Origin of the sequence: Chitinimonas koreensis (assembly GCF_014353015.1) — a bacterium.
GTDB lineage: Bacteria > Pseudomonadota > Gammaproteobacteria > Burkholderiales > Chitinimonadaceae > Chitinimonas > Chitinimonas koreensis.
Genome location: NZ_CP060704.1, coordinates 1,760,226 through 1,786,577, shown reverse-complemented (window position 1 = coordinate 1,786,577; position 26,352 = coordinate 1,760,226). Strand labels below are relative to the sequence as shown.

At 70.7% G+C, this 26,352-nt stretch carries 21 protein-coding genes and 1 pseudogene; 8 read left to right on the top strand and 14 right to left on the bottom strand.

Annotated features, from left to right (window positions below; genetic code table 11):
• Nucleotides 1-17 precede the first annotated feature (17 nt).
• The 4 genes from flhA to H9L41_RS07775 all read left to right on the top strand — a co-directional run bounded on the left by flhA (nucleotide 18) and on the right by H9L41_RS07775 (nucleotide 4,922).
• Complete coding sequence (gene flhA, locus H9L41_RS07790) at nucleotides 18-2,093, top strand: flagellar biosynthesis protein FlhA (protein ID WP_028446432.1); 2,076 nt, start codon at nucleotides 18-20, stop codon at nucleotides 2,091-2,093.
• A gap of 222 nt (nucleotides 2,094-2,315) precedes the next feature.
• Nucleotides 2,316-4,229, top strand: a complete 1,914-nt coding sequence (gene flhF / locus H9L41_RS07785) for a flagellar biosynthesis GTPase FlhF (protein ID WP_265583961.1) — start codon at nucleotides 2,316-2,318, stop codon at nucleotides 4,227-4,229.
• Complete coding sequence (locus H9L41_RS07780; RefSeq protein WP_187523745.1) at nucleotides 4,153-4,455, top strand: MinD/ParA family ATP-binding protein; 303 nt, start codon at nucleotides 4,153-4,155, stop codon at nucleotides 4,453-4,455. The genes flhF and H9L41_RS07780 overlap by 77 nt, the downstream gene beginning before the upstream one ends.
• On the top strand, nucleotides 4,407-4,922 hold the full coding sequence (locus tag H9L41_RS07775; protein ID WP_187523744.1) for a MinD/ParA family ATP-binding protein: 516 nt from the start codon (nucleotides 4,407-4,409) through the stop codon (nucleotides 4,920-4,922). The genes H9L41_RS07780 and H9L41_RS07775 overlap by 49 nt, the downstream gene beginning before the upstream one ends.
• Before the next feature lie 508 nt (nucleotides 4,923-5,430).
• Here the strand turns inward: H9L41_RS07775 and H9L41_RS07770 are convergent.
• Complete coding sequence (locus H9L41_RS07770) at nucleotides 5,431-6,933, bottom strand: adenosine deaminase family protein (protein ID WP_028446430.1); 1,503 nt, start codon at nucleotides 6,931-6,933, stop codon at nucleotides 5,431-5,433.
• A 475-nt stretch (nucleotides 6,934-7,408) separates the two neighbouring features.
• Here H9L41_RS07770 and H9L41_RS24445 point away from each other — a divergent pair, with 475 nt between their 5' ends.
• Both H9L41_RS24445 and H9L41_RS07760 read left to right on the top strand, forming a co-directional pair.
• On the top strand, nucleotides 7,409-8,302 hold the full coding sequence (locus H9L41_RS24445; protein WP_265583960.1) for a hypothetical protein: 894 nt from the start codon (nucleotides 7,409-7,411) through the stop codon (nucleotides 8,300-8,302).
• Between the two features lie 72 nt (nucleotides 8,303-8,374).
• Nucleotides 8,375-9,307, top strand: a complete 933-nt coding sequence (locus tag H9L41_RS07760; RefSeq protein ID WP_028446429.1) for a transporter substrate-binding domain-containing protein — start codon at nucleotides 8,375-8,377, stop codon at nucleotides 9,305-9,307.
• Between the two features lie 149 nt (nucleotides 9,308-9,456).
• Here the strand turns inward: H9L41_RS07760 and H9L41_RS07755 are convergent, their stop codons facing one another.
• Nucleotides 9,457-10,212 (bottom strand): 3'-5' exonuclease, encoded by a 756-nt coding sequence (locus H9L41_RS07755; protein WP_211236880.1) that lies wholly within the window; start codon nucleotides 10,210-10,212, stop codon nucleotides 9,457-9,459.
• Nucleotides 10,213-10,408: 196 nt separating this feature from the next.
• A complete protein-coding gene (locus H9L41_RS07750; RefSeq protein WP_028446427.1) occupies nucleotides 10,409-11,542 on the bottom strand; it encodes a type III PLP-dependent enzyme in 1,134 nt (377 codons plus the stop codon).
• A gap of 121 nt (nucleotides 11,543-11,663) precedes the next feature.
• Here H9L41_RS07750 and H9L41_RS07745 point away from each other — a divergent pair, with 121 nt between their 5' ends.
• The gene (locus H9L41_RS07745) at nucleotides 11,664-12,953 is read left to right on the top strand and encodes an NAD(P)/FAD-dependent oxidoreductase (RefSeq protein WP_028446426.1); all 1,290 of its coding nucleotides are present in this window, start codon (nucleotides 11,664-11,666) and stop codon (nucleotides 12,951-12,953) included.
• Nucleotides 12,954-13,188: 235 nt separating this feature from the next.
• Here the strand turns inward: H9L41_RS07745 and H9L41_RS07740 are convergent.
• From H9L41_RS07740 to H9L41_RS07700, 9 genes and pseudogenes are all read right to left on the bottom strand, one after another.
• Nucleotides 13,189-14,219 (bottom strand): annotated as a pseudogene (locus H9L41_RS07740) (protein-glutamate methylesterase/protein-glutamine glutaminase).
• 123 nt (nucleotides 14,220-14,342) lie between these two features.
• On the bottom strand, nucleotides 14,343-14,951 hold the full coding sequence (gene cheD, locus H9L41_RS07735; protein ID WP_034607203.1) for a chemoreceptor glutamine deamidase CheD: 609 nt from the start codon (nucleotides 14,949-14,951) through the stop codon (nucleotides 14,343-14,345).
• Nucleotides 14,926-15,876, bottom strand: a complete 951-nt coding sequence (locus H9L41_RS07730; RefSeq protein ID WP_084300290.1) for a CheR family methyltransferase — start codon at nucleotides 15,874-15,876, stop codon at nucleotides 14,926-14,928. The genes cheD and H9L41_RS07730 overlap by 26 nt, the downstream gene beginning before the upstream one ends.
• Nucleotides 15,877-15,884: 8 nt before the next feature.
• Nucleotides 15,885-17,597 (bottom strand): methyl-accepting chemotaxis protein, encoded by a 1,713-nt coding sequence (locus H9L41_RS25635; protein WP_028446424.1) that lies wholly within the window; start codon nucleotides 17,595-17,597, stop codon nucleotides 15,885-15,887.
• A gap of 9 nt (nucleotides 17,598-17,606) precedes the next feature.
• Nucleotides 17,607-18,089, bottom strand: a complete 483-nt coding sequence (locus H9L41_RS07720) for a chemotaxis protein CheW (RefSeq protein ID WP_028446423.1) — start codon at nucleotides 18,087-18,089, stop codon at nucleotides 17,607-17,609.
• Nucleotides 18,086-19,852 (bottom strand): chemotaxis protein CheA, encoded by a 1,767-nt coding sequence (locus H9L41_RS07715; protein ID WP_051319045.1) that lies wholly within the window; start codon nucleotides 19,850-19,852, stop codon nucleotides 18,086-18,088. Before H9L41_RS07715 ends, H9L41_RS07720 begins: the two co-directional genes overlap by 4 nt.
• A gap of 21 nt (nucleotides 19,853-19,873) precedes the next feature.
• Entirely contained in the window at nucleotides 19,874-20,236 is a 363-nt protein-coding gene (locus H9L41_RS07710) for a response regulator (protein WP_034607080.1), read from the bottom strand.
• A 215-nt stretch (nucleotides 20,237-20,451) separates the two neighbouring features.
• On the bottom strand, nucleotides 20,452-20,895 hold the full coding sequence (locus H9L41_RS07705) for a hypothetical protein (RefSeq protein WP_028446421.1): 444 nt from the start codon (nucleotides 20,893-20,895) through the stop codon (nucleotides 20,452-20,454).
• Nucleotides 20,896-20,968: 73 nt separating this feature from the next.
• Nucleotides 20,969-21,586 (bottom strand): response regulator, encoded by a 618-nt coding sequence (locus H9L41_RS07700; RefSeq protein WP_084300395.1) that lies wholly within the window; start codon nucleotides 21,584-21,586, stop codon nucleotides 20,969-20,971.
• Nucleotides 21,587-21,721: 135 nt separating this feature from the next.
• On the opposite strand from H9L41_RS07700, the gene H9L41_RS07695 reads away from it, so the two are divergent.
• Nucleotides 21,722-23,341, top strand: coding sequence for a diguanylate cyclase (locus H9L41_RS07695; protein WP_051319044.1), 1,620 nt, complete (start codon nucleotides 21,722-21,724; stop codon nucleotides 23,339-23,341).
• A gap of 624 nt (nucleotides 23,342-23,965) precedes the next feature.
• Here the strand turns inward: H9L41_RS07695 and H9L41_RS07690 are convergent.
• Both H9L41_RS07690 and H9L41_RS07685 read right to left on the bottom strand, forming a co-directional pair.
• Nucleotides 23,966-24,133 (bottom strand): hypothetical protein, encoded by a 168-nt coding sequence (locus H9L41_RS07690; RefSeq protein WP_157461992.1) that lies wholly within the window; start codon nucleotides 24,131-24,133, stop codon nucleotides 23,966-23,968.
• A gap of 10 nt (nucleotides 24,134-24,143) precedes the next feature.
• Complete coding sequence (locus H9L41_RS07685; RefSeq protein ID WP_051319043.1) at nucleotides 24,144-25,535, bottom strand: DEAD/DEAH box helicase; 1,392 nt, start codon at nucleotides 25,533-25,535, stop codon at nucleotides 24,144-24,146.
• Nucleotides 25,536-26,352 lie beyond the last annotated feature (817 nt).

Here is a 26,352-nt window from a genome sequence, read left to right as displayed (position 1 = left end):
GCGGCAGCCGCATCCCCATGTTTTCTCGTCTCAATCTGACTTCGCTGGCCGGCCCCATCCTCGTGCTGATGGTGCTGACGCTGTTCATCCTGCCGCTGCCGCCGTTCCTGCTCGATCTGTTCTTCACCTTCAACATCGCGGTCGCCATCATCGTGCTGATGGTGTCGATCAACACCAAGGAACCGCTCGACTTCTCGGCCTTCCCGGTGGTGCTGCTGATGACCACCCTGCTGCGGCTGGCGCTCAACGTCGCCTCGACCCGCATCATCCTCACCAACGGCAACCAGGGCGAGGCGGCCGCCGGCAAGGTGATCGAGGCCTTCGGCCACTTCCTGATCGGCGGCAACATCGCGGTGGGCATCGTGGTGTTCGTCATCCTCACCATCATCAACTTCGTGGTGATCACCAAGGGCGCAGGCCGGATCGCCGAAGTGAGCGCCCGCTTCACCCTCGACGCCATGCCCGGCAAGCAGATGGCGATCGACGCCGACCTCAACGCCGGCCTGATCGGCGAGGAAGAAGCGCGCCGCCGCCGCAAGACGATCGCCCAAGAAGCCGACTTCTTCGGCTCGATGGACGGTGCATCCAAGTTCGTCCGCGGCGACGCGGTGGCCGGCATCCTGATCATCGTGATCAACCTGGTGGCCGGCATGATCGTCGGCGTGATCTCGCACGACATGCCCTTCGCCCAGGCCGGCAAGACCTACACCCTGCTGTCGATCGGCGACGGCCTGGTGGCGCAGATCCCCGGGCTGATCATCTCGACCGCGGCCGGCATCGTGGTCTCGCGCGTCGGCGACAACGACCTGTCCGAGCAGCTGCTGGGCCAGCTGTTCTCCAAGCCGACCACGCTCTACATCACCGCCGCGGTGATCGGCGTGTTCGGCCTGATTCCCAACATGCCGCACGTCGCCTTCCTGATGATGGCGGCCGGCATCGCCAGCATCGCCTACTGGACCGAAAAGCGCAGCCGCGAGCGCGCGCAGGAAGTCCCGCCCGAGCAGGTGGCCGCGGCCCAGGCCGCCCAGCAGGCGCAGGAGCAGCAGATGCAGGAAGTCGGCTGGCACGACGTCGCGCCGGTCGACCCGGTCGGCCTCGAGGTCGGCTACCGCATCATCCCGCTGGTCGACCGCAACCAGGACGGCGAGCTGCTGCGCCGCATCCGCGGCATCCGCAAGAAGATCGCCCAGGAGCTCGGCTTCCTGGTGCCGCCGATCCACATCCGCGACAACCTCGAGCTCAAGCCCAACGCCTACCGCATCCAGCTCAAGGGCGTCGACGTCGGCGAGGGCGAGGCCTACCTCGGCCAGTTCCTCGCCATCAACCCGGGCCGGGTGCTCGGCCCGCTGCCCGGCACGCCGACCACCGACCCGACCTTCGGCCTGCCGGCCACCTGGATCGATGCCCACCTGAAGGAACAGGCGCAGTCGCTCGGCTACACCGTGGTCGACGCCAGCACGGTGGTCGCCACCCATATCTCCAACCTGCTGCAGGGCCACGCCGCCGAACTGCTCGGCCGCGAAGAGGTGCAGCAGCTGCTCGACCACCTGTCCAAGGAATTCCCCAAGCTGGTCGAGGACATCGTGCCCAAGGTGGTGCCGCTGAACGTGCTGCAGAAGGTGCTGCAGGGCCTGCTCGACGAGGGCATGCACATCCGCGACATGCGCACCATCCTGGAGACGCTGGCCGAGCACGTGAACAAGACCGCCGACGTCGACGAGCTGACCTCGGCGGTGCGCGTCGGGCTGGGCCGGGCCATCGTCCACCAGCTGTTCCCCGGCGAGACCGAGCTGCAGGTCATCGCGCTCGACCCGGGGCTCGAACAGGTGCTGCTGCAGGCCAGCCAGGGCCGCGGCGGCGGGCTCGAGCCGGGCCTGGCGGAAACCATCCTGCAGCAGGCCAGCCAACTTACCGAACAGATGGAAAACCAGGGCCTGAACAGCGTGCTGATCACGCCGGCCCAGCTGCGGCCGCTGCTGAGCCGCTTCCTGCGCCGCTCGATCCCGCAGTTCCGGGTGCTCTCGCACAGCGAGATTCCGGACAACAAGACGATCCGGATCGTGGGGGTGCTGGGCGGACGGGTGGCGGCTTGAAGACATGTGAAACGTGAAAGGTGAAAGGTGAAACGTAACCCCATCCCCACCCCGGCCCTCCCTTGAAGGGGAGGGAGTAACGCAGCGAGGCCTCAAACGGCAGAGGCCGCACCACCCTGCCCCTCCCCCCTTCAAGGGGAGGTTGGGAGGGGATGGGGGTCACGTTTCACCTTTCACATTTCACGTTTCACCGAAGTAGATCGACCACAAAGGAACACGACCATGGTCGTCAAGAAATTCCACGGCGCCACCACGCGCGAAGTGCTCAAGCAGGTGCGCGACGAGCTCGGGCCCGATGCCCTGATCCTGTCGAACCGGCAGTTGCCGGACGGCAATATCGAGATCATGGCGGTCGCCGATACCGAGGTCGCCGCGCTGGCCGGCGGCGCCGTCGTGGCCAAGCCCGCCGCGCGCCCGGCCGCCCAGCCGCCGCGCGCGCCGGCCGCGGCCAACAAGGCGGTGCAGCGCACCTACGCGCTGCCGCCCGAGCTCGACGACGACGAGGAGCCGACGCTCGACGACGTGCGTCCGATGCCGCAACCGGCCGCGCCGCGCCAGGCCGCACCGCGTCCGGGCGCACAGAACCAAGCCACGCCGGGCCAGCCCGCTCCGCGCGCCGCCGCGCCGCGCCCGAGCGCGCCGATGATGATGGCGGCGCCGCGCGTCGGCGGCGACGTGCTGCCGGACGACCACCCCGGCCCGGCCGCCACGCCCGGTTTCAGCCCGCGCTACCGCTACGAGCCGCCCGAGGAAGACCTGCCGCCACCCGCCGGCCAGCGGCTCGAACCCACGCTCGGCATCCCGCCGGCGGCGCTGCCGCAGGCCCAGCCGATGGCCGAGGCGCCGCGCGCCGCCGAGCCGCCGCTGCTGGTCGAAACCGTCCGCGCCGAGCCGGCCCGCCCGGCCGAGGCGCCGGCGCCCATGCGGCCGGAAGCGGCCGAACAGGGTCGCAAGATCGACAGCATCAGCCAGGAGGTCGAGGACATCTCGGGCGAGATCAAGCTCTTGCGCAGCCTGCTCGAAGGCCAGCTGGCGGGCCTGGCCTGGAACGAGCTGAAGCGCCACGCGCCCGAACGGCTCGAAGTGCTGCGGCGGCTGCTGTCGGTCGGCTTCAGCCCGGCGCTGAGCCGCCAGATCGTCGAGCACATGCCGGCCGGCTACAGCACCGAGCGCGGCATGAAATGGGCCCGTACCGCGCTGCAGCACAACCTGCCCACGGTCGGCCCCGGCGCCGACATCGTCGAGGCCGGCGGCGTCTACGCACTGGTCGGCCCGACCGGCGTCGGCAAGACCACCACCGTGGCCAAGCTGGCCGCCCGCGCCACGCTCAAGCACGGCGCCGCCCGCGTCGCGCTGATCACCACCGACGGCTACCGGATCGGCGCACAGGACCAGCTGCGCATCTACGGCAAGATCCTCGGCGTGCCGGTCTACGCCGTCACCGACGAGACCGACCTGGCGCAGACGCTGGCCGACCTGCGCAACCGCCACATGGTGCTGATCGACACCGTCGGCATGAGCCAGCGCGACCAGCGCGTGGTCGAGCAGATCGCCCTGCTGGCCGGCCAGACCACGCCGGTCAAGCGGCTGCTGCTGCTCAGCGCCAACGCCCAGGGCACCACGCTGGACGACGTGGTGCGGCGCTACCACGGCGAGGGGCTGTCGGGCTGCATCTTCACCAAGACCGACGAGGCCTTCTCGCTCGGCAGCGGGCTCGACGTGATCATTCGCTACAAGCTGCCGCTGTACTACATCACCAACGGCCAGCGCGTGCCCGAGGACCTGCACATGGCCAGCAGCCTCTACCTGGTCGACCGGGTGTTCAAGACGCCGCCCGAGGCGCCGGCCTACCGGCTCAAGCACGAGGAATACCCGCTGTTCATGGGAGCGCAGGCGCCTTCGCTCGACTTCTCCTGGCGCGAGGCCGCCGGGGATGATCGTGGACCGATTCGCCAACTCCGTCGCCACCGTCGCCAGCGACCAGGCCGCCAGCCTGCGCCGGCTGGTGGGCGGCCCCGGCGGCCGCGCGGTGGCGCTGACCGGCGGCAGCGGCACCGGCGTGACCACGCTGTCGCTGAACCTGGCCGCCGCCATCGGCGCCACCGACCAGCGCGTGCTGCTGCTGGACGAGGATGACAGCCGCCGCAACGCGATCAACCGGCTGCAGCTGCGCCAGCGCTACGCCTTCGAACACGCCTGCGCGCGCGAGGTGCGGCTCGACGAACTGCTGCTGGCCGCGCCCGGCTTCGAGCTGATGCCGGTGCGGCCCGGCGCCGCGCCGGCCGGCTTCCTGCCGCCGGCCGGGCCGAGCAGTTGGCCGACGAATACGACTCGCTGGTCGCCCGCATCGACTGGGTGCTGATCGATGCGCGGCCGGTGGCCGACGACCACGCGCCGAGCCTGGCGCTGTCGGCCGACGACGTGGTGGTGGTGATCACCCCGTCGGGCGAATCGATCACCGCCGCCTATGCCGCGATCAAGCGGCTGCACACCGAATACGGCCGGCGCGACTTCCGCCTGCTGGCCAACCGGGTGCGCACGCTGGAAACCGCGATGGCGCTGTTCAAGCGGGTCAAGGAAGTGGCCAGCCGCTACCTCGACGTCAAGCTCAAGCTGATCGGCTTCGTGCCCGAGGACGAACCGCTGGCGCGCGCCGACCGGCTCGGCCAACCGGTGATCCAGACCTTCCCCAACAGCGAGGCCAGCGTGGCCTTCGACCAGCTCGCCGCAGCCATGCGGCGCTGGCCGCGGCGGGCGGCGAGCGCCGACCGGGCCAACTTGCTGTACCGGGCGCTGGATGTGAGTCGCCGGTTGGCTGCCGTACGTTAGTGGCTCACTGAACCGTTGGAGCAGGCGCCCGGCAAAGCCGGGCGCTTTGCATTCGGTGAATGCTGAACCGGCGCCGGCTCCCCTGATCCACCCCTACTCCCCCGCCCTCGCCGCCCCGGGGTCCCCGCGAAGTCGCAGACTTCGTGGGGTGGTCCAGAGGGAGCCTCGCTGGCGCTCGTCAGTGAACCCTTCAACCCTCCGCGCATATCGGCCCTGAACACCCAGGCACCAGTCATCTGATCTCTGATCTCTGGTCTCTGATCTCTGGTCTCTGGTCTCTGGTCTCTGGTCTTTGGTCTTTGGTCTTTGGTCTTTGGTCTCTGACATCTGCACCCGGCATCAGCAAACCACGGATGTAGGAGCGGCTTCAGCCGCGAACATCCTCCGTTCGGCGGCCTGAATGCGGAACCTGGCGCGCCCTGCTCCCTCCCCTTCAAGGGGAGGCCGGGGTGGGGATGGGGTCACGGCGTCAGCCCGTTTCACCTCGCTCGGACGTCGACTTGCCGCCCTACTTCAACCGCCGGCTCATCGCCGCGATCTCCGCCTCGAACCGGGCGAAGCGCGCGTCGAGCCGGCGCAGTTGCTCGGCGCGGTCGGCCGGAGCCAGGAAGGCATGGCGGATGCTGGCGTAGACCACCTGCTTGAGCTCGTCGTAGCTCGGCTTGTAGCGGCTGGCGAACAGCAGGTATTCGCCGCTGAGGTTGTTGCGCGAGACGCCGGCGTCGTCGGTCGAGATCACCATCGGCACGCCGTGGCGGCGGTAGACCGTCAGCGGGTGCGCTTCGCGGGCGATGCCGAGGATGAAGGCGTTGCTGCTCAGGTTGATCTCGATCGCCACGTTGCGCCGCTTCAGCAGTTGCAGCAGGCCGGCCGCGTCGGCCTCGTGCACCACGTCGATGCCGTGGCCGATGCGCTCGGCGCCGGCGATCTCGACCGCGTCGCGGATATGGTTCTGCAGGCCCTCGGGCGGCACCATGCCGAGCGCCAGCTCGCCGGCGTGCAGCGACAGGTGCGTGTCCGGCCAGCGCTTCTTGAGGAAGCGGAACATCCGCATGTGCAGACCGTAGTCGCGCATCGCCACCACGCCGTTCTCGGGCCCGACGATGTTGACGCCGACGATCAGCGGATTGCCCTGCGCCGCCGCGAAGCCGGTGTAGAGGCCGGAGAACACCGTCGAGGGCGGGTTGTTGCGCGAGGTGTAGGCCTGCAGCCGCAGCGTGAAGTCGGCGTCGTCGATGCCCTGGGCGTAGCCGGCCAGGTCGGACTTGTAAGCGGCGAGCTTCTGCTGGGTGCGCGCATCCTGGTCCAGGTAGGCGGCCAGCTCGCCGAGCGCGGCGTCGACCGCCGCGTCGCCGGCGTCGGGCGCCAGCGCGTCGAGCCGGCTGGCGGCCGCCGGCGGCGCCTCGCCCGGCGCCGGCTTGTCCAGCGTCGGTGCGCCGCCGAGCATGGTCTCGAGGTATTGCAGGTTCTCGGCCTTGGCGCGCTGGCGCAGCAGCTGCAGACCTTCGTTCGGCTTGTAGCCGGCGGCCGGGCCGAAATAGCCGAAGGTGTCGAAGAACTGCTGATCGGGCGCCGGCTGCTCGTGGTAGTGGTTGTCGAAATCCTTGTCCGACCAGCGCTTGAGCACGTTGCGGTAGAGCGCGTTGTCGGCGCGCACCGCGGCGGCCGTCAGGCAGTCCTTGCCCGGCTCGCCGGCCGGCGGCCTGGTTTCGATGCGCAGCGTGGCGCGGTAGACGCAGAAGCCCTGCTTGTCGACCCAGTCGAGGTAGGTCTCGACGTAGAGCGCGCCGGTGTAGTGGTGGTGGATGTCGCCGCCCTTGGGCAGCCGGGTGGTGAACAGGGTCAGTTCGGCCAGTTGCGGCGTGCCGGCGATCAGCCGGGCGTAATAGGCGCGGGTGGCCTGGTAGTCGCGCCGCTGCTGCGCCTTGCCGCGCTCGTCCGCCTGCGCCGTGGCGGCGGCGCCGAGCAGCGCGGCGGCCAGGCAGGCGGCCAACCCGAATCGCTGGGTCATGGGGGTTTCCTCCGTGGGGTTCGTCTCGTCGTTCGCGCCGGTCGGTGCGCCGGCCCGGCTTGATCGTAGAAGCTGGCCGGGCGGACACCAAAGGAATCGTCGAACAAATCAGGATTTCGACGATCGGCTCGCACCCGGCAAAGCCGGGCGCCAACCTACAGCGGTACTCGAGTGATTCCTTACGGATTTATCCCCCTCGTCCGTCCTGGCCGCCGCGGAGGAACCGCGCTGACGCGCGCCAGCGCAATTGTTCGGAGTTTCCGAACGGCCAGATGTAAACCGAGTGTAAATGACCGGCTCCGGCGCCCCGCTCGCCTATCCAGGCCGGCATGGCGCAGTGCAAAATACCGCGCCTCGTCCATCCGCACCGACCCGCCAGCCCGACCGCCGCCGTGAGCGAAACTTATTCCCCCCTCCCCGCTCCGATTGCCTGGTCCGGCACCGCCGGGCCGGCCCGCGGCGCACCCGCGACGCGATGGAACGACATCCCCATGCAGAGCCTCACCGCCGACCCCGCCCGCCCGTCCTGCCCTGGCGGCTGCCGCACTGGCGGCGGGTCGAACCGGTCATCACCATCCGCCAGCGCAGCCTGGTCGGCGCCGGCGTCGTGCTGCTGGTACACCTGCTGCTGTTCATCCCCCTCACCCGGCCCAACCTGAACAACGGCCAGCCCTTGCCGCGCCGCAACGAGGTCGAGGTGAACCTGAGCCCGCTGACCCTGCTCGACCTGCCGAGCAAGCAGGAAAAGGCCGAGAAGCCTAGGCCGCGGCCGGCGCCGCAGCCGCGCCAGCCGGCCAACCCGCGGGCGATCCATCCGGCCGAGCCGGTGCCGCACCCGCAGCGCAGCATCACCGTCAAGCCCGCCGAACCGACGCCGGCGCCGGTGGCCAAGCCGCCGGCCAGCGACCTGGCCGCCTATATGGAAGCCGAACGCGAACGCCGCGCGGCGGTCGACCGCCAGTTGGGCCTGGCGCCCGAACCGCCGCCGCCGGCCGCGGTGACGGCCGAGAGCCGCACCGCCAAGATCATGCGCAACCTGCAGCAGGACGGCGCCAGCGGCGTGTTCCAGATCGTCAGCAAGGGCGCGCGCACCGCGCAGTTCACCTTCCGCGGCTGGACCGGCGGCTTCAGCAATTCGCGGCGCGAACTGATCGAGGTCGAGGTCGCGCCGGGCGGCGACATCGACCTGGCCATCGTGCAGCGCATGATCCAGCTGATCCGGCGCTACTACAGCGGCGACTTCAATTGGGATTCGCACCGGCTGGGCCGGGTGGTGGTGCTGTCGGCCCGGCTGGAGGACAACGCCGGGCTCGAGGCCTTCCTGATGCGTGAATTCTTCGGCGCCGACGGCGGCCGCAACGGGAACTGACCGCCGACGCATGGCGGCGGCACCCGCTGGATTCGCCTGCGGCCACGCCGCCGACCTGCCTAGAATATATCCATGTCCTCGCTGCCCGCCCGCCGCCCGCATCGCCTCGCCGCCCAGCTGCTGCTGGCCGCCTGGGCCGTGCTGAGCCTGGCCGCGGGCACCCCGGCGGCGAGCGGCGGTGCCGCTGCCCAGCCCGTGCCGGCGGCCGCGGCGAACGCCATCGTGATCGTGGCGCCCAGCGACGTGATCGCCGACTACCAGCTGCTGCTGGGCGAGCGCATGCCCGAGCAGGTCGGCGACTACGGCGGCCCCTACAGCCGGCGCGACACGGTCGAGCTGCTGCTGACCTGGCAGGCGCTGCGCGCGGCCGGCTACCGCGGCCCGATCGAGATGATCCCGGCCGATTCCTACGAGCGCATCCTGGCCGAACTGCAGATCGGCCACGCCGACATCGGCGGCACCACGGCCTGGCTCGACGACCTGGCCGGCAAGCCGCTCGACGTCAGCGATCCGCTGATCGAGGACGGCCAGTTCGAGGCCGGCCTGTTCACCCTGCCGACCAACCGCGCCGCGCTGGCCAGCACCACGCCGGCCGCGGTGCGCAAGCTGCGCGCGGTATCGAACCGCGCCTGGTCGGCCGACTGGGCGGTGCTGACGGAACTGGGCGTGCGAAGGCTGGAGAACGTGCCGGTCTGGCCGTCGATGGTGCGGATGGTGGCGGCCGGCCGCGTCGATTTCCTGCTCGCGCCGTTCCAGGGCACGCCCGACGGCAGCCTCTTCAGCGAGGACATCCGGCTGGTGCCGATCCCCGGCGTCAAGCTGGCCCTGCCCGGCAGCCGCCACCTGCCGATCTCGCGCAGCAGCGCCGGGCACCGCCAGGCCGGCGAGCTGCTCAACCGCGGCCTGGCCGTGCTGCGCCGCCAGGGCCTGCTGCGCCGCGCCTACGAGGAATCGGGCTTCATCCAGCGGCGCACGGCGGACTGGCGCCTGCTGAATCCGCGCTAGGCCCGCCCGTCACTCGTCACCCGACCACCCCAAAAACCAAGGCCCACGCAGCGAAACCGGCCGGCGAGATGCCGGGCGGTCTTGCTGCGTGGGCCTTGCTTGCCGCCTTGCGGCGATCGATTCTTCGACGCCGCGATCGCGGCGATGTCCTAGCGGGCGGTCAGCGCCAGGTAGACCCGCAGCGCCACGTAGGCGTCGTTGGCGGCATAGCGCTTCTGGCTCTCGCTCAGCGCCGGCGCGGCCCAGTTCGACATCTTGGCGCTCTTGGACTTGCGGTAGTAGCGGCCGAACAGCAGCGCCACCGCCTGCACCGCGCCGACCGTGCTGCGGAAGCCGGCCTTGCGGAACATCGGCACCAGGTCCTCGATGCCCTGGCAGCGCAGGCCGTAGTTGTCGGCCAGTTGCTGCTTGTCCGAACGCAGGTCGAAGCCGACCTTGCGCACGTCGGGCGAGGCCAGCAGCGCGCGCAACGGCTCTGCCATGCGGCCGCCCTGCAGCGGGAACAGGTAGGCGCGCGTCGCGGTGCTCAACTGCACCAGATGCGGCCCCTGCGAGCGCTCGCCCTTGTTGAAGGTCGGCTTCGATTCGGTGTCGAAACCGACCACCGCCGCCTCGGTCAGCTCGCGGCAGGCCGCCGCCGCCGCATCCAGGCTGCGCACGACTTCGATCGCGGTCGGCGGCAGGCCGTCGAAATCGGGCATCGCCTGGATCGCCGCCTTGTCGAAGCGCTGCACGCCGACCTGGGCCAGCCGCGGCGGGATGTCGGCGCGCTGGCTGCGTTCCTGCGGCTTGCGCCGCGGCGCCTGGCGGGTCATGACCTCGGTCGGGGCGCCGGTGCCGATCAGCCGCCGGCGGCGGGTGAAGAAACGGACCAGGCCGGCCAGCAAACCCTGCGTCCTGCTCATGGCTGCGCCCTCCGGGCTGGCAGTCCGGCGCGGCGTGGATTCGATTCGGGCAGGGTCATGGCGGTTCATCGCGGGTCGTCGTCAGAGGGTTCAGGCGCGGCAATATAGCATGATGATGGCATTTCCAATGCCGCCGATCGTCACAATCTGACCGTATGGCGTCAGTCCGCTGCCCAAAAACGTCACTCGGCCGCGACTAGAACAGCTCCACCTGCGGCAGCGCGAAGCCGTTGAAGGTCGAGCCGCAGGCCTGGCTGTAGGCGCCGGCGTTGCGCACGTAGATGAAATCGCCTTCGCGCAGGTCGTCCGGCAGCGGCTGGCTGCGCGCGCAGATGTCCATCGAATCGCAGGTCGGGCCGGCCACCACCCAGGGCACGATGTCGCCGCGGCGGTCGCTGCGCATGTCGTAGTCGATGCCGGTGGTGGTCTCCAGCAGGCCGTTGAACACGCCGGCGTCGAGATAGGCCCAGCGCTGGCCGCGCCGCACCGTGGTGCCGATCACGCGGCAGACCAGGTAGGCCGAATCCGACACCAGGAAGCGCCCCGGCTCCGCCATCACCCGGATCGAATCGGGCACCGCGGCCAGCGCGGCGTTGATGACCTCGCCGATGTGGCCGATCGAGGGCACCGGGTCGCGGTGCTCGACCGGGAAGCCGCCGCCGAGGTTCAGCAGCCGCGGCGCGAGGCCGCGGCCGCGCAAGGTCTCGAACAGCGCCAGCGCCGCCTCGATGCCGCTGCGCCAGTTGGCCGGGTTCAGGCATTGCGAGCCGGCGTGGAAGGTGGCGCCGCACAGGTCGGCGCCGAGCCGCAGCGCCTCGTCGACGATGGCTTCGACCTCCTCCTCGAACACGCCGAATTTCTCCGACAACGGCGACACCGAGCCCTCGTTCGAGGTGTGCAGCCGCAGGTAGAAGCTCGCCTGCGGCGCGACCTCGTGCACCTTGCGCAGCTCGCTGACCGAATCGACCACGTACCAGCGCACGCCGGCCGCGGCCGCCTCCATCACCGCCGCGCGCGCCCGCATCGGGTTGCTGAAGTACAGCTCGGCGGCCGGCACGCCCAGTTCGCGGCACAGCGCCAGCTCGGCCGGCGAGGCGATCTCGAAGCCGCAGCCCTCCTCGCGCAGGATGCGCAGCACGGCCGGATCGGGATTGCACTTGACCGCGTAGTGCGGCTGCACGCGCGGCATGGCGGCCTTGAAGCGCCGCACCTTCTCGCGCAGCACGGCGCGGTCGGCCAGCAGCAGCGGGCCGTCGTAGCCGCGCGCCACGCGGGCGCGCACGGCGTCGAAATCGGGTTGCGGTTCACGGGCGGGATCGAAGCGGGTCATGGCGGGCTCGGGCGGGAAGACCGGCACAGTGTAGGCCAGCCGCGACGCCGCTGCCGCCGCGCCACGACAGCCCCGCGCGCTTCGCCCATAATCGGCCGCCACACGACAGGGAGCTGCCACAGTGTTCGAACAAGCCCGCGACTATCCCGACAGCTACTACGCCGCATCGAGCCGCGAGGCGCAGCAGCGCCGGCCGGCGCTCGAAGGCGAGCGCGAGGTCGACGTGGCCATCGTCGGCGCCGGTTTCACCGGGCTCTACACCGCGCTGAACTTGGCCGAGGCCGGCCATTCGGTCGCCATCGTCGAATCCAGCCGCGTCGGCTGGGGCGCCTCGGGCCGCAACGGCGGCCAGATCATCCTCGGCTTCTCCTGCGACATGCCGCCGTTCGAGGCGGCGCTCGGCCTCGACGGCGCGCGCGAGGTGTGGCGCCTGGTGCGCGAGGCGGCAGCCGAGATCCGCCGCCGCATCGCCGAACAGGCGATCGACTGCGACCTGGCCGGCGGCCACCTGTGGACCTCGGTGCTGCCGCGCCGGGTGCAGCTGCTGACCGACTGGCAGGAGGAGGCCGCGCGCAAGTGGGGTTACGACGCGCTGCGCTTCATCGGCCGCGACGAGCTGCGCGGCCATATCGAGTCCGACCGTTACCAGGCGGCGCTGCTCGACCCCGAGGGCGGCCACCTGCATCCGCTCAAGTACGTGCTGGGCCTGGCGCACGCGGCCGAGTCGCTCGGCGTGCGGATCTACGAGGATTCGAAGGCCGTGCGCTACGTCGAGCGGCCCGACGGCGTGACAGTGGAGACCGCGCAGGGCCGCCTGCATGCGCACAAGCTGGTGCTGGCCTGCAACGCCTACGTCGACCGGCTGGCGCCGGCGCTGCAGGCGCGCGTGCTGCCGGTCGGCACCTACATCATCGCCACCGAGCCACTGTCGGCCGAGCGCGCCCGGGCGCTGCTGCCGAGCAACCGTGCGGTGACCGACAACCAGTTCATCCTCGACTACTTCCGCCTCTCGGCCGACCGCCGGCTGCTGTTCGGCGGCAAGTGCACCTACACCGGCCGCACGCCGCGCAACCTGGCCGAGGGCATGCGGCGCGACATGCTCAAGGTCTTCCCGCAGCTGGCCGACCTGCGCATCGCGCACTGCTGGGGCGGCCACATCGACATCACGCTGCCGCGCACGCCCGACTTCGGCCGCGCCGGGCCGGTGTACTGGGCACAGGGCTTCTCCGGCCACGGCATCGTGCCGACCTGCGTGGCCGGCCGCGTGTTGGCCGAGGCGATCCGCGGCGACGAGACCCACCTGGCGCTGTTCACCGCGCTGCGCAACCCGCCGTTCCCGGGCGGCGAGACGGTGGGTGCGCTGCTGCAGGTGCTGGGGATGTCGTGGTATCGGCTGCGCGACTATTTCTGAACGCCGTTGGAAGGCATTTCACCGCGGAGGATGGGCGCACTGCGGGATGGCTGTCGCAGGAGCGGCTTCAGCCGCGAATCGTGGAGCTTGCCGCGAGGGTGGATGGCCCGACCGTTCGCGGCTGAAGCCGCTCCTACGGATGCCGCCGCGGAGGGGTTCGCAGTTGCTCCGCGTCCTCGGCGTCCTCCGCGGTCAGGCATTCCACCGCCAGACATCCGCACATCGGCCGGAAACGCTAGCCCAGCGCCGCCAGCCGCCGGCACACGCTGGCCGCCATCGCGCCGAGCTCGGCCACCTCGCAGGCCGCCTCGAGCCGGATCGCCTCGGCCGGCATGCCGAACACCACGCTGCTGGCCTCGTCCTGCGCCAGCGTGTAGCCGCCGGCGGCGCGCACCTGCGCCAGGCCGGCGGCGCCGTCCTTGCCCATGCCGGTCAGCAGCAGCGCCACCCCGAGCGGCCCGGCGACGCGGGCCACCGATTCGAACAGCACGTCGACCGAGGGCGGTGGAAATTCACCTTGGGCGCGTCGACCAGGCTGGCGACCAGGCGATCGCCGCGCTGCGCCACGGCGAGGTGGCGGCGGCCCGGCGACAGGTAGGCATGGCCCGCGCGCAGCGGCTCGCCATCCTGCGCCAGCCGTACCGTCAGCGCGCTGCCGTCGTCCAGCCGCGCGGCGAAGGGCGCCACGAAGCGCTCGGGCAGGTGCTGCACGATCAGGATCGGCGGCACCTTGGCCGGCAGCGCAGCCAGGATGGCGCGGATCGCCTCGGTGCCGCCGGTCGAGGCGCCGATCGCGATCAGGCTGCCGCTGCGGCAGCTCGCCGGCGCAATGGCTGCGACGGGCAGCACGGCAGGCCGCACCGGTGGCCGGACCCCGGCGGCGGTGCGCAGCAGCGCCGCCAGCCGCTCGGCGAATTCGGACAGCACGCGCGCATCGGCCTGGTCGGGCTTGATCACGAAATCGACGGCGCCGAGCGCGATCGCCTGCAGCGCCACCTCGGCCTGCTGGCGGCCCAGCGCCGACACCATCACCACCGGCAGCGGATGCAGCCGCATCAGCCGTTCGAGGAAATCGAGCCCGTTCATGCCCGGCATCTCGATGTCGAGCGTCAGCACGTCGGGCGCCAGCCGCTTGATCGCCGCGCGCGCCTCGGCGGCGTCGCCGGCCTCGCCGACCACCTCGATGCCCGGCGCCTGGGCCAGCAGCCGCGTCAGCAGGCCGCGGTAGGCGGCCGAATCGTCGACGATCAGCACCCGGATGCTCATGCCGCACCCGCCTGAACGCAGTCGCATCCCTGCCGATCCGGAAAGGCCTGCCTGCCCATTTCCCCGCTCCTCCTCTTTCCAGTCTGTCGCCCGCGGCGGGCCGCGGTTCCGCGCCCCGCAGGGCTAGAACAAGTCCACGTCGCCGCCGGGCCGCTGATCCTGCAACTGGCGCGAGTAGGCGATTTCGCGCGCGATCAGCGTGTCGTTGTTGAACTTGGTCAGCCGCCGCATCAGCACCCGGCCGCTGTGCGGGAAGTAGTGCAGCTTGCGCGCGTAGTCGTCGAGCAGGTCCTGCGCCAAGAGCGCGATGCGCTCGGTGCGCAGGTAGTCGAGCACGAAGTCGGCGTTGCGCTGGCCCACCCGCAGCGAGGTCATGGCCGGGATCACGTTGCCGGCGCCGAACACCTTGGCCTCGAAGCGCTCGCGCCGGGCGCCGAGCTTCATCAGCTGGTTCACCAGCAGTTCCATCGCGTGCACGCCGTAGCGCGCCGACTGGCTCAAGAGGCCGTCGTCCTGGCTGGCCGGCAACATGAAGTGGTTCATGCCGCCGACGCCGGCGACCGGGTCGCGCAGGCAGACCGAGACGCAGGAGCCGAGCACCGTCACGATCATCACGTCGCGCGGGGTGGCGTAGTACTGCGCCGGCAAGAGCTTCACCGCCTCCATGTGGAAGCGGTGGTCGAAATAGGCGTTGGGGCGCCCCTCGCTACCCTCGTTCAGCCGGCGCGCCATCGTGCCCGCTCCCTGCCGGCCCCGCCGGCTCGTGCTGGTAGACCGTGGTGCCGACCGGCCGCAGCGGCAGGTCGAAGCCGTGCAGCGTCTCGGAATGGCCGAGGAACAGCAGCCCGCCCGGCGCCAGGAGGCCGAGCATGCGCTGCAGCACCTCGGCCTGGGTCGGGCGGTCGAAATAGATCAGCGCGTTGCGGCAGAAGATCGCGTCGAAGCGCCGCCGCATCGGCCATTGCGTCTCGCGCAGGTTGAGCTGGCGGAAGGCGATGGCGGCGGCCAGCTCGGGCCGCGCGCGCACCAGCCCCTCGCTGGCGTTGCGGCCGCGCAGGAAGTAGCGCTGCTGCAGGTGCACCGGCACGCCGTCGAGCCGGGCGCGCTCGTAGATGCCGGCGCGCGCCTGGTCCAGCGCGCGGGTGTCGACGTCGCTGGCCAGGATGCGCGCCGGGCAGCCGGCCTCGTAGGCAGTGATGGCCAGCGAATAGGCTTCCTCGCCGCTGGCGCAGGCGGCCGACCAGATCCGCGCCGGCTCGCCGCCGCGCCGCTCGAGCGCCTGCCGCAGCTGGTCGAAGTGGTGCGGCTCGCGGAAGAAACGCGTCAGGTTGGTGGTCAGCGCGTTGGTGAAGTGTTCCCACTCGGCCGGATCGCGCTCGAGCCGGCCGAGGTAGGCGGCGAAGGAATCGAGCCGCAGCGCGCGCAGCCGCCGCACCAGCCGGGCGTAGACCATGCCGCGCTTGTGCTCGGACAGCGAGATGCCGGCGTGGGCGTGGATCAGGCTGCGGATCTGCTGGAAATCGCGGTCGGACAGGTGGAACTCGCGCACCTCCGGCCACGGCGTCGCGGCAGCCGCGGCCGTGCGCAGCGGCGAGCGGCGCTCGGCGGCGCGCGGTGCGGGCAGGCCCGCCGGGCCGGAGCAAGCCGGACGATCCATACCGGTTCCTAGAATTCCGTCCAGTCCTCGTCGGCCGGCTGCGCCCGCTTGGGCAGCTCGACCGCGGCGGCGGCCTCGCGCCGGCGCTGCGTCAGCGGCGCCAGGTGGGCCGCATGCATCGCCGGCCGCGCCACCGGCGCGGCGGCCGGCGCGACCGCCAGGCCGTCGGGCAGGCGGAAGCGGCTGACCGCGTCGGCCAGCGCGCGCGACTGCTGCGCCAGCGATTCGCTGGCCGACGCCACCTCCTCGACCAGCGCGGCGTTCTGCTGGGTCACCTCGTCCATCTGGATCACCGTGGTGTTGACCTGCTGGATGCCGTTGCTCTGCTCGTAGGAGGCGTCGGACACGTCGTTCATCAGCTCGGTCACGCGGTGGATCGCCACCACCACCTCGTGGATGGTCTGGCCGGCCGATTCGACCAGCCGGTTGCCGCCCTCGACCTTGTCGACCGAGGCGCCGATCAGGCCCTTGATCTCCTTCGCCGCCGCCGCCGAGCGCTGCGCCAGCGTGCGCACCTCGCCGGCCACCACCGCGAAGCCGCGGCCCTGCTCGCCGGCGCGCGCCGCCTCGACCGCGGCGTTGAGCGCCAGGATGTTGGTCTGGAAGGCGATGGTGTCGATCACGCCGATGATGTCGACGATCTTGCGCGAGCTGTCGGTGATCGAGCCCATGGTGTGCACCACCTGCTGCATCACCTCGCCGCCGCGGCCGGCCACGCCCGAGGCGTGCTCGGCCACGGTCTTGCCCTGGCGCGCGCTGTCGGCGTTCTGCTTCACCGTCACCGTCAGCTCCTCCATCGACGAGGCGGTCTCCTCCAGCGCGGCGGCCTGCTGCTCGGTGCGGCGCGACAGGTCGTTGTTGCCCATCGCGATCTCCTGCGCACCGACGTTGATCGCCTCGGCCGCCTGCTTGATCCGTGCGATCAGCCGCGACAGGCCGTCCTGCATCTGCGCCATGTGGGCCAGCAGGCTGTCGCGGTCGTCGCGGCGCAGCGTCACCGGGTGGCTGAAATCGCCCTGGGCGATGCGGCGGGCGACCTCGGAGGCGTAGGCCGGCTCGCCGCCGAGCTGGCGCGACAGGCCGCGGATGATGGCCCAGGCGATCAGCCCGGCCAGCACGATGGCCAGCGCGCAGCCGAGCGACAGGATCAGCCGGGTGGCCTGCTCGCGCTCCTTCACGTCGGCCTGGCGTGTGCCCAGCAGCGCCTGCTCGGTGTCGGTGAAGTCGCCGACCTCCTTGCGGAAGGCGTCCATCAGTTCCTTGCCGCGGCCGGCGGCGACCATTGCCGTCACCGCCTGCTGCTTGCGCAGGTCGCGCTGGGCAGCACGGCGCAGGTCGATCAGCTGCTGCGAAAAGCCGATCAGCTCGCCCTGCAGCTGGTAGATCTTGGCCAGCCGCTGCTGCTGGACCGGGTTGTCGGCGGTCAACGTCCTGATCCGCTCGTAGTGCCGCAGCACCGATTCGCGGCCGAGCCTGAACGGCTCGAGGAAGCGTTCGTCGGCGGTCAGCAGGTAGCCGCGCGCGCCGGTCTGCACGTTGAGCATGTGCTCCAGCATGCTCTGTCCCTCGCGGATCACCTCGTAGGTGTGGTTGTTCCAGCGCACCGCGTCGGACAGCCGGATGACGTTGACGTAGGCCACCCCGGCCAGCACCAGCAACAGGGCGATGACCGCGGAAAAGCCGAGCGCCAGCTTCTGCGAGATGGTGAGTGAATTGGACATGCCTTCCTCCTATGCGTCCGGGGCGTCGCAGAGGCCCATTTCCGGGCCCAGCAGCAATTGTTCGATCTCGATCAGGATGACCATGCGCTCGTCCACCGTGGCGAGGCCGCGCACGTAGCCGATGTCGATGGCCGAGCTGAATTCGGGCAGCGTGCGGATCTGCTCGGGCGCCAGCGTGATCACGTCGGACACCGCGTCGACCACGATGCCGACCACCCGCGTGCCGACGTTGAGCACGATGACGATGGTGAACTGGTCGTAGGTCGGCTGGCCGACCTTGAACTTCAGCCGCAGGTCCAAGAGCGGCACGATCACGCCGCGCAGGTTCATCACGCCCTTCATGAAGTCGGGCGCGTTGGCGATCGGGGTCACCGCGTCGTAGCCGCGGATCTCCTGCACCTTGAGGATGTCGATGCCGTATTCCTCGTGGCCCAGCGTGAAGGAGAGGAATTCGCCGGCGGCCGGCCTCGTGCCGGGAGTGGTTTCGGTCATGGTCTTCCTATCTGCGGCGTGCGATGGATCAGCTCGGCGACGTCGAGGATCAGCGCGACGTGGCCATCGCCCATGATGGTGGCGCCGGACAGGCCGGCCACCTTGCGGTAATTGGTCTCCAGGCTCTTCACCACCACCTGGCGGTCGCCCAGGATCTCGTCGACGCGCAGCGCCGCGCGGCGCGCGCCGATCTCGACCAGCACCACGATGCCGGCGGCAGCCGGGTCCGGCGCGATGCCGAAGGCCTCGCGCAGCGCCACCACCGGGATGTATTCGCCGCGCACCAGCACCACCTCGCCGGCGCCGGCCACGGTGCGGCACTGGGTGGCGTCGGGCAGCAGGGTCTCGACGATGCTGCCCAGCGGCAGGATGTAGGTGGCGCCGCCGACCCGCACCACCATGCCGTCGACGATGGCCAGCGTGAGCGGCAGCCGGATGGTCAGCCGGGTGCCCTGGCCGGCCTGCGATTCGATCTCGATGCGGCCGCCGATCTCCTGGATGTTGCGCCGGACCACGTCCATGCCGACGCCGCGGCCCGACACGTCGGTGACCGCCTCGGCGGTGGAGAAGCCCGGCGCGAAGATCAGCTGCCAGACCTCCTGGTCGCTCATCTCGGCCGGCAGCGGCATGCCGAGCGCGCGCGCCTTGGCCAGGATGCGCTCGCGCTGCAGGCCGGCGCCGTCGTCCGACACCTCGACCGCGATGCTGCCGCCCTGCTGGTAGGCGGTCAGCAGCACCCGGCCGGCCGGCGGCTTGCCGGCGGCGATGCGCGCCTCGGGCAGCTCCACGCCGTGGTCGATGCTGTTGCGCACGATATGGGTCAGCGGATCGGCGATGTGCTCGATCACGCTGCGGTCGAGCTCGGTCGCCTCGCCGTACATGGTCAGCTCGACCTGCTTGCCCAGCCGCGCCGCCAGGTCGCGCGCCAGCCGCGGGAAACGGTTGAAGACGAAGGCGATCGGCAGCATGCGGATGCTCATCACCACGTCCTGCAGATCGCGGGTATTGCGCTGCAACAGGCCGAGCGCCCGGTGCAGCTGCTCGTGCAGCGCCGGCTCGAGCCGCGCGCCGGCCTCGTTGAGCATCGACTGGGTGATGACCAGCTCGCCGACCAGGTTGATCAGTTGGTCGACGCGCTCGACGCCGACGCGGATCGACGAGGCCTCGGCCGGTACCGGCGGCCGGGTTTCGGCGGCCACGGCGGCGGCGGCGATGGCCAGGGAGGACGCCGGCAGGTCGGCCACCGGCTCGAACGCGTCGGCGAAGAAGCCGAAGCCCTCGTCCGCCTCGCCGGCCGGCGCTGCGGGCGCGGCCGGCTCGTCGTCGAAGAAGCCGAACGGCTCGGCCTCGGCCGGGAGGGGCGCGGCCGTGGCCGTGCCGCGGCTGAGCTTGTTGAGCCGCGCGCACATCGCGTCGATGTCGATGCGGTTGCTGGCGCGATAGGCGCGCGCGTCGTCGAGCAGGGTCTTGAGCAGGTCGTTGGCCTGCAGCACGTTGTCGATGATCGGGGTGGACAGCGGCAGCCGCCCCTCGCGCACCGCGCCGAGCAGGGATTCGAGGATGTGGGTGACGCGGGCCAGGTCGCCGAAGCCGAAGGTGGCGCTGGCGCCCTTGATCGAATGGGCGGCGCGGAAGATCTGGTCGAGCTGGGCGCGCGAGGGGCCGGCCGGATCGATCGCCAGCAGCACCTGCTCGATGGCGGCGATGTGCTCGGCCGTCTCGTCGAAGTAGATGCCGTGGAACTGGGTGATGTCGATCTGCATGCGGCGGCTCGCCAACCGGGGTCAGGGCAGCACGCGCCGCACGACGTCGAGCAGCCGCTGCGGCTCGAACGGCTTGACCAGCCAGCCGGTCGCCCCGGCGGCGCGGCCGGCCGCCTTCATCTGGTCGCTCGACTCGGTGGTCAGCATCAGGATCGGCACCTTCTGGTAGGCCGGCAGCGCGCGCAGGGCGCGGATCAGCGCGAGGCCGTCCATGCCCGGCATGTTCTGGTCGGTCAGCACCAGGTCGCACGGCCTGGCCAGCGCCTGCGCCAGGCCCTCCTCGCCGTCGGCGGCGGACACCACCGCGTAGCCGGCGCTTTCCAGCGTGTAGTTCACCATCTGCCGGATCGACGGCGAGTCGTCTACCGAGAGGATCGTCTTCATGGGTTCTCCTGGTCGCCGCGCCATGCGGGCGCATGGCCGCGGGTCCGCCCTGCGCATTCATCAGCAGGTATAGCCGACGAAATCACGGAGGCCTTGATGTGCATAGGTAAATCGACGAGCGCGCCGGCCGGGGCCGCGCCTCGGCGCATGACCGCCCGGCGCGGCGGCGCCGGGGGTCGATGGAATGCGTGCGGCCTCGGCTTCACGGCGGGCGCTCAGAATAGCTCTATGTCGCCGCCGGCCAGGTCCGACTGGGCGACGGTGCGGCGCTCGAGCGCCTCGAAACGGGCCTCGACCGCCCGCCACTGCGCCTCGGCGTCCGGGCCGGGCAGCCGCAGCAGCTCGGCCAGCGCGGCAAAGCCGTCGATCCGCTCGGCCAGCCGCGCCAGCAACTGCGCGCTCAGATCCTGGAACTGCAGCGCCTGCACCGCCTGCTCCGTCTCGCGCCGCACCTGGGCGGCGACCTCGGCCAGCGGCCCGGCCAGCGCCTGCGCGCCGCCGCCGATGGCGTGCTGCACCAGCGCGCCCTGCGAGGCGATCAGCGCGTCGAGCCGGCCGAAGGCGAGGCCCAGCCGGCCGATCGCATCGTCGAGCAGCGCCGCCACCTGGTCGATCTCGGCACGCGACTGGCCGGCCTGCAGCAGCAGCAGCGCCGCCATCCGCTCGTTCGCCGCGGGAGCGCCCGCCGCGGGAACGCCCGCCGCAGGATCGCCCGCCGCGGGATCGCCGGCGTCAGTCATGGCAGGCGCACAGCAGGGAGGCTTCGAGGAAGCCGCGCAGCCAGTCGAACGACAGCGGCTTGCGCATTACCGGCACGTCGGCCGGCAGGGTGCCGAGCCGGCGCATCGCGGCGGCGTCGAGGCCGGTCACCACCAGGATCCTCAGCGCGGCATGGTCGGCGCTGGCGCGCAGGCTGCGGATCATCTGCACGCCGTCGACCGCCGGCATGTCGAGATCGGTCAGCAGCACGTCGGGCCGCCATTGGCCCAGCATCAGCAGCGCATCGACGCCGTTGCCGGCGGTGCGCACCTCGAGCGCCAGGCCCCAGCTGGCAATGGTCAATACATACAGTTCGAGCAGGTCCGGATCGTCCTCGACGATCAAGAGGCGCAGGCCGTCGCGCGGCGGCGCGGCGGACTGGCCCAGGAAGGGCTGCAGCGAGGCGGTGTAGACCCGGCGATGACCGCCGGCGGTGCGCCAGCCCTGCAGCTTGCCCTGGCCGAGCCACAGCTGGACGGTGCGCACCGACACGCCGAGCAGGCGCGCCGCCTCGCTGCTCGACACGGTCGGCTCGGGCGGCGCGATGGCGCTGGCAGCGGGACTGCCGGAACGGGGCCGGGTTTTTTCCATATTTCGCATTTTATTCGTGTTTTTCGCGTATTCAAGTTATTCGCATTTCCATCTAATATATATCCGGCCAACCCCCTCCGATTCAGCGCCGCCCACCACCCGTGCCACGGGCCGGGCGGCGCGGCAGGCACTCCCATGAGCGAAGACACCCGTAGCGAATTCACCCGCAGGCTCGAAGCCCTGCGCCTGCAATTCCAGGCCGCGCTGCCGGCCCGGCTGGGCGAGATCCGGCAACTGGTCGACGCGGCCGGCCGCGAGCCGGACGCGCTGCAGCGGCTGCGCCAGACCGCCCATACCCTGGCCGGCACCGCGGCCTCCTACGGCCATGCCGAGATCGGCGAAGCGCTGGCCATGATCGAGCGCGAGGCGGCCCGGCTGGCCGCGGCGCCGGCCGCCGAGCGCGACGGCCAGCGCCTGGTCCGGCTCGGCGCCCTGCTGGCCGCCGGCTCGCCGGGTGCGCCGGTGCTGGCCGCCACCCGGCCGACGCCGGCCGAGGCGGCGCCGGCCGGGCAATCGGTGCTGATCGTCGAGGACGACCGGCCGTTCGCCGCCGAACTGGCGCTGCAGCTCGAATACTTCGGCTACCGCGTCATCGTGCACCACGAGCCGGCGGGGCTGGAGGCGCTGCTGCGCGACGGCGGCTTCGACGTGGCGGTGATGGACATGGTGCTCGGCGCCGACTGCGCCACCTCGGCCGCGGTGGTGTCGAAGATGGCCGACCGCGGCGCGCTGCCGCCGATCGTCTTCATGTCGTCCTACGGCGATTTCCCGACCCGGCTGGAGGCGGTACGCGCCGGCGGCCAGAGCTTCCTGCCCAAGCCGCTCGACGTGCCGGCGCTGGTCGACCGCATCGAGGTGCTGACCGGCCGCAGCGCCAGCGAGGCGCTGCGGGTGATGATCGTCGACGACTCGGCGGCGATGTCCGAGCTGCACGCGACCTGGCTGCAGACCGCCGGCATGGTCACCCGGGTGATCAACGACCCGTTCGCGGTCGCGGCCTCGCTGCAGGAATTCTTCCCCGACCTGATCCTGCTCGACATCGACATGCCCGACTGCGACGGCATGGAGCTGGCCGCGGTGATCCGCCAGCAGGCCGAGTACATCAGCCTGCCGCTGATCTTCTGCTCGACCGAGGCGCGCATCGCCGACTTCCTGCCCAGCATCCTCGCCTCGGGCGACGACTACCTGGCCAAGCCGCTCGACAGCGCGCTGCTGACCGCCAAGGTGGCCGGCCGCGCCAGTCGCCACCGCACGCTGCGCAGCCTGATGACGCGCGACAGCCTGACCCATTGCCTCAACCACACCCGCATCAAGGAATCGGTGGCGCTCGAGATCGAGCGCGCGCGGCGCGAGCGCAGCAGCTTCGCGGTCGCGATGATCGACATCGACCACTTCAAGGCGATCAACGATACCCACGGCCATCCGGTCGGTGACCGCGTGATCAAGAACCTGGCCCACCTGCTGCGCCAGCGGCTGCGCAAGTACGACCTGGTCGGCCGCTACGGCGGCGAGGAATTCCTGGTGGTGCTGCCCGGCACCACGGCCGAGACCGCGGCGGTGCTGATGGAACGCATGCGCGAATCGTTCGAGAAGCTCAACCACGGCCAGGGCGGCGCCGAGCTGCACGCGACCTTCAGCTGCGGCATCGCGGGCTTCCCGGCCGCCGACCACGCCGAGGCGCTGATCGAGCGCGCCGACGTGCGCGTGTACGAGGCCAAGCGGGCCGGGCGCAACCGGGTGGTGGCTCACGGGTGATCGCCTGCCGTTGAATTGGCTTGGGCGGTAGATCGACCGACAGTTCAGGCACCCGGCGAAGCCGGGCGCTCGCGGGCGGTGAATGCTCGGCGGGCGCCGGCGATCCTTGATCCACCCCGACTCCCCCCGCCCTCGCCGCCGCGAGGGAGCCTCGCTTCGCTCGTTCGCTCTCCGTCGCAATGTCCGCATCCAACCCTGCGTAAGGGAAGAGCGCGGTATCGCGGACGTCCGAACAGCCCGCCCGATCCTTTATTCACCCCGACTCCCCCGCCCTCGCCGCCGCGAGGGAGCCTCGCTTCGCTCGTTCGCTCTCCGTCGCAATATCCGCATCCAACCCTGCGTAAGGGAAGAGCCCGGTGTCGCGGACGTCCGAACAGCCCGCCCGATCCTTTATTCACCCCGACTCCCCCGCCCTCGCCGCCGCGAGGGGCCTCGCTTCGCTCGTTCGCTCTCCGTCGTCAATGTCCGCATCCAGCCCTCGCGGACGTCCGAACACGGCCCATCGAATGCGTAGGAGCGGCTTCAGCCGCGAATCGTCGATGTTCCACCATCGCCATTCGCGGCTGAAGCCGCTCCTACGGAACCGTGCCGCCCAACGCGGACCGGGCGGGGGTCGGTCCTACCTCAGTCGCCGTTCTGCGTCTTCTTGAGCAGCGCGCCCATCAAACCCTTGGGCTTGGCGTCTTCCTGCTTGCCGGTCGAGGCCTTGCCGAAGCGGTCGGGCGTGCGCTCGCCGGCCAGCTTGCCGGCGATCTTCAGGCCCCTGAGCTTTTCCAGGTCGGTGCGTTTCATCGCGCGCTCCTCAGTGGTGGCGGCCGGTCGGGCGGCGCGCGCCCTGGCCACGGCTGTTATGGTTGCCGGCCTGCGCGGCCGGCTGGCGGGCCTGCTGCTTCTGCTTGTCCTGGCCGGCCGGCTGGCGCGGCTGACCGCCGGCCTTGGGCTCGCCCTGACGGCCTTGGCCCTGGCGACCGCCGCCGCTGCCCGGACGACCCTGGCCCTGGCCCTGGCGGCCCTGCGAGCGCTGCTGGATCGGCTCGGGCTTGATGCTCGGATCGGGCTCGAAGCCGGGCACGATCTCGCGCGGCAGTTCGCGCTTGATCACCTTCTCGATGTCGGCCAGCAGCTTCTTCTCGTCGACGCAGACCAGCGACACCGCCTCGCCCTCGGCGCCGGCGCGGCCGGTGCGGCCGATGCGGTGGACGTAATCCTCCGGCACGTTGGGCAGCTCGTAGTTCACCACGTGCGGCAGCTGGTCGATGTCGATGCCGCGGGCGGCGATGTCGGTCGCCACCAGCACCTGCAGCGTACCGTCCTTGAACTCGGCCAGCGCCCGCGTGCGCGCGCCCTGGCTCTTGTTGCCGTGGATCGCCAGCGCGCTGATGCCGTCCTTGTCGAGCTGCTCGGCCAGCCGGTTGGCGCCGTGCTTGGTGCGGGTGAACACCAGCACCTGGAACCAGTTGTTTTCCTTGATCAGGTGGGCCAGCAGCTGGCGCTTGCGCTCGCGGTCGACCGGGTAGACCTTCTGCGCGATGGTGTCGGCCGTGGCGTTGCGGCGCGCCACTTCGATCAGCAGCGGATCGTGCAGCAGGCCTTCGGCCAGCGCCTTGATGTCGTCCGAGAAGGTGGCCGAGAACAGCAGGTTCTGCCGCTGCTTGGGCAGCAGGGCGAGGATCTTCTTGATGTCGCGGATGAAGCCCATGTCGAGCATGCGGTCGGCCTCGTCCAGCACCAGGATCTCGACGCGCGACAGGTCGAGCGTGCCCTGCTGGACGTGGTCGAGCAGCCGGCCCGGCGTCGCCACCAGGATGTCGACGCGGCTCTTGAGGCGCTTGATCTGCGGATTGATGCTGACGCCGCCGAACATGGTCATCGACTCGAGCTTGAGGTACTTGCCGTAGTTCTGCACCGATTCCTCGACCTGGGCGGCGAGCTCGCGGGTCGGCGTCAGGATCAGCGCGCGCACCGGCGGGCGGCCGGCGGACGGGCCCTTGACGGCCTTGTCGGACAGGCGGTGCAGGATCGGCAGCGTGAAGCCGGCGGTCTTGCCGGTGCCGGTCTGGGCGCCGGCCATCAGGTCGCGGCCGGTCAGCACGGCCGGGATGGCCTGCAGCTGGATCGGGGTGGGCTGGTCGTAGCCGAGTTCGGCCACGGCACGGAGGATCTCGTCGGCGAGACCCAGGGAAGCGAAGGACATGCAAAGCTCCGAAGCACATCGGCCGGCGCTCGCGCGCCCGTCTTCGGCAGATGAATGAGGTGAACATGGAACGCGGCGCGAAGACTGGAGCGCGCCCGCGGCCGGCATTGTAGCAGCAAGTTGCGCTGCAGCATTTTGCTGTCTTGCAACAAATCCGTATAATCGGCGCGTTGCGCTTGACAAAGGCGCAGCGAAAGCGCGGCGCCACTGGGGCGCCGTGGGCCGGAGCAGGCGAGGAAGTACATTGGCTATGTGCCTGCGGCCGGTGGTTGTCGTTGAAATGAGGCAAGGGTTGCAACCGCCCGCGTACAGCTAAACGTCGCCGCCACGAGCGGTGGACGTGATGCCGAAAGTGAAAGGAGCGTTCAAATGGGTTGGCTCGTCTACCTGTTCCGACGTTGAGTCGTTCTCCGGCGCCAGCAGCATTGGCCCGACCGGAGCTGCCCCGCCCGCGGGGCTCGACGAAAAGCCGCGACGGCATCGGCCGCGCGGCTTTTTTCATGCCTGCGCCTGCGGCCGATGGCTAAGGCCCTCATCCATAAGGCAGTTTTGCGGAAAATATTAGCCACCTGGCCTTGCGGGGGGTCTTGATTTCGGCCAGAATCCGCCCCTCGTTTTTTAGCGTCGCGACACCTCGTCCGGCGCGGGTATTGGGGCGTCGCGAGGCGGCCCCGGTGCTTGCCCAAAGGGCCATGAGGCTAGGGGGCGGGGAGCCTTTCCCGTTCCGGACCGACACCGCGCCGGCCCGACTCGTAATCCATCAAGGCAAGACGTTCTTAGACCTTCGGGTGTTGGGGCGCCGGTCCGGGCTGGATTG

Coding starts and splice junctions, on each gene's coding strand:
- flhA (WP_028446432.1), top strand. CDS start 18: ATGTTTTCTCGTCTCAATCTGACTTCGCTGGCCGGCCCCATCCTCGTG.
- flhF (WP_265583961.1), top strand. CDS start 2,316: ATGGTCGTCAAGAAATTCCACGGCGCCACCACGCGCGAAGTGCTCAAG.
- H9L41_RS07770 (WP_028446430.1), bottom strand. CDS start 6,933: ATGACCCAGCGATTCGGGTTGGCCGCCTGCCTGGCCGCCGCGCTGCTC.
- H9L41_RS24445 (WP_265583960.1), top strand. CDS start 7,409: ATGGAACGACATCCCCATGCAGAGCCTCACCGCCGACCCCGCCCGCCC.
- H9L41_RS07760 (WP_028446429.1), top strand. CDS start 8,375: ATGTCCTCGCTGCCCGCCCGCCGCCCGCATCGCCTCGCCGCCCAGCTG.
- H9L41_RS07755 (WP_211236880.1), bottom strand. CDS start 10,212: ATGAGCAGGACGCAGGGTTTGCTGGCCGGCCTGGTCCGTTTCTTCACC.
- H9L41_RS07750 (WP_028446427.1), bottom strand. CDS start 11,542: ATGACCCGCTTCGATCCCGCCCGTGAACCGCAACCCGATTTCGACGCC.
- cheD (WP_034607203.1), bottom strand. CDS start 14,951: ATGGCGCGCCGGCTGAACGAGGGTAGCGAGGGGCGCCCCAACGCCTAT.
- H9L41_RS07730 (WP_084300290.1), bottom strand. CDS start 15,876: ATGGATCGTCCGGCTTGCTCCGGCCCGGCGGGCCTGCCCGCACCGCGC.
- H9L41_RS25635 (WP_028446424.1), bottom strand. CDS start 17,597: ATGTCCAATTCACTCACCATCTCGCAGAAGCTGGCGCTCGGCTTTTCC.
- H9L41_RS07720 (WP_028446423.1), bottom strand. CDS start 18,089: ATGACCGAAACCACTCCCGGCACGAGGCCGGCCGCCGGCGAATTCCTC.
- H9L41_RS07715 (WP_051319045.1), bottom strand. CDS start 19,852: ATGCAGATCGACATCACCCAGTTCCACGGCATCTACTTCGACGAGACG.
- H9L41_RS07710 (WP_034607080.1), bottom strand. CDS start 20,236: ATGAAGACGATCCTCTCGGTAGACGACTCGCCGTCGATCCGGCAGATG.
- H9L41_RS07705 (WP_028446421.1), bottom strand. CDS start 20,895: ATGGCGGCGCTGCTGCTGCTGCAGGCCGGCCAGTCGCGTGCCGAGATC.
- H9L41_RS07700 (WP_084300395.1), bottom strand. CDS start 21,586: ATGGAAAAAACCCGGCCCCGTTCCGGCAGTCCCGCTGCCAGCGCCATC.
- H9L41_RS07695 (WP_051319044.1), top strand. CDS start 21,722: ATGAGCGAAGACACCCGTAGCGAATTCACCCGCAGGCTCGAAGCCCTG.
- H9L41_RS07690 (WP_157461992.1), bottom strand. CDS start 24,133: ATGAAACGCACCGACCTGGAAAAGCTCAGGGGCCTGAAGATCGCCGGC.
- H9L41_RS07685 (WP_051319043.1), bottom strand. CDS start 25,535: ATGTCCTTCGCTTCCCTGGGTCTCGCCGACGAGATCCTCCGTGCCGTG.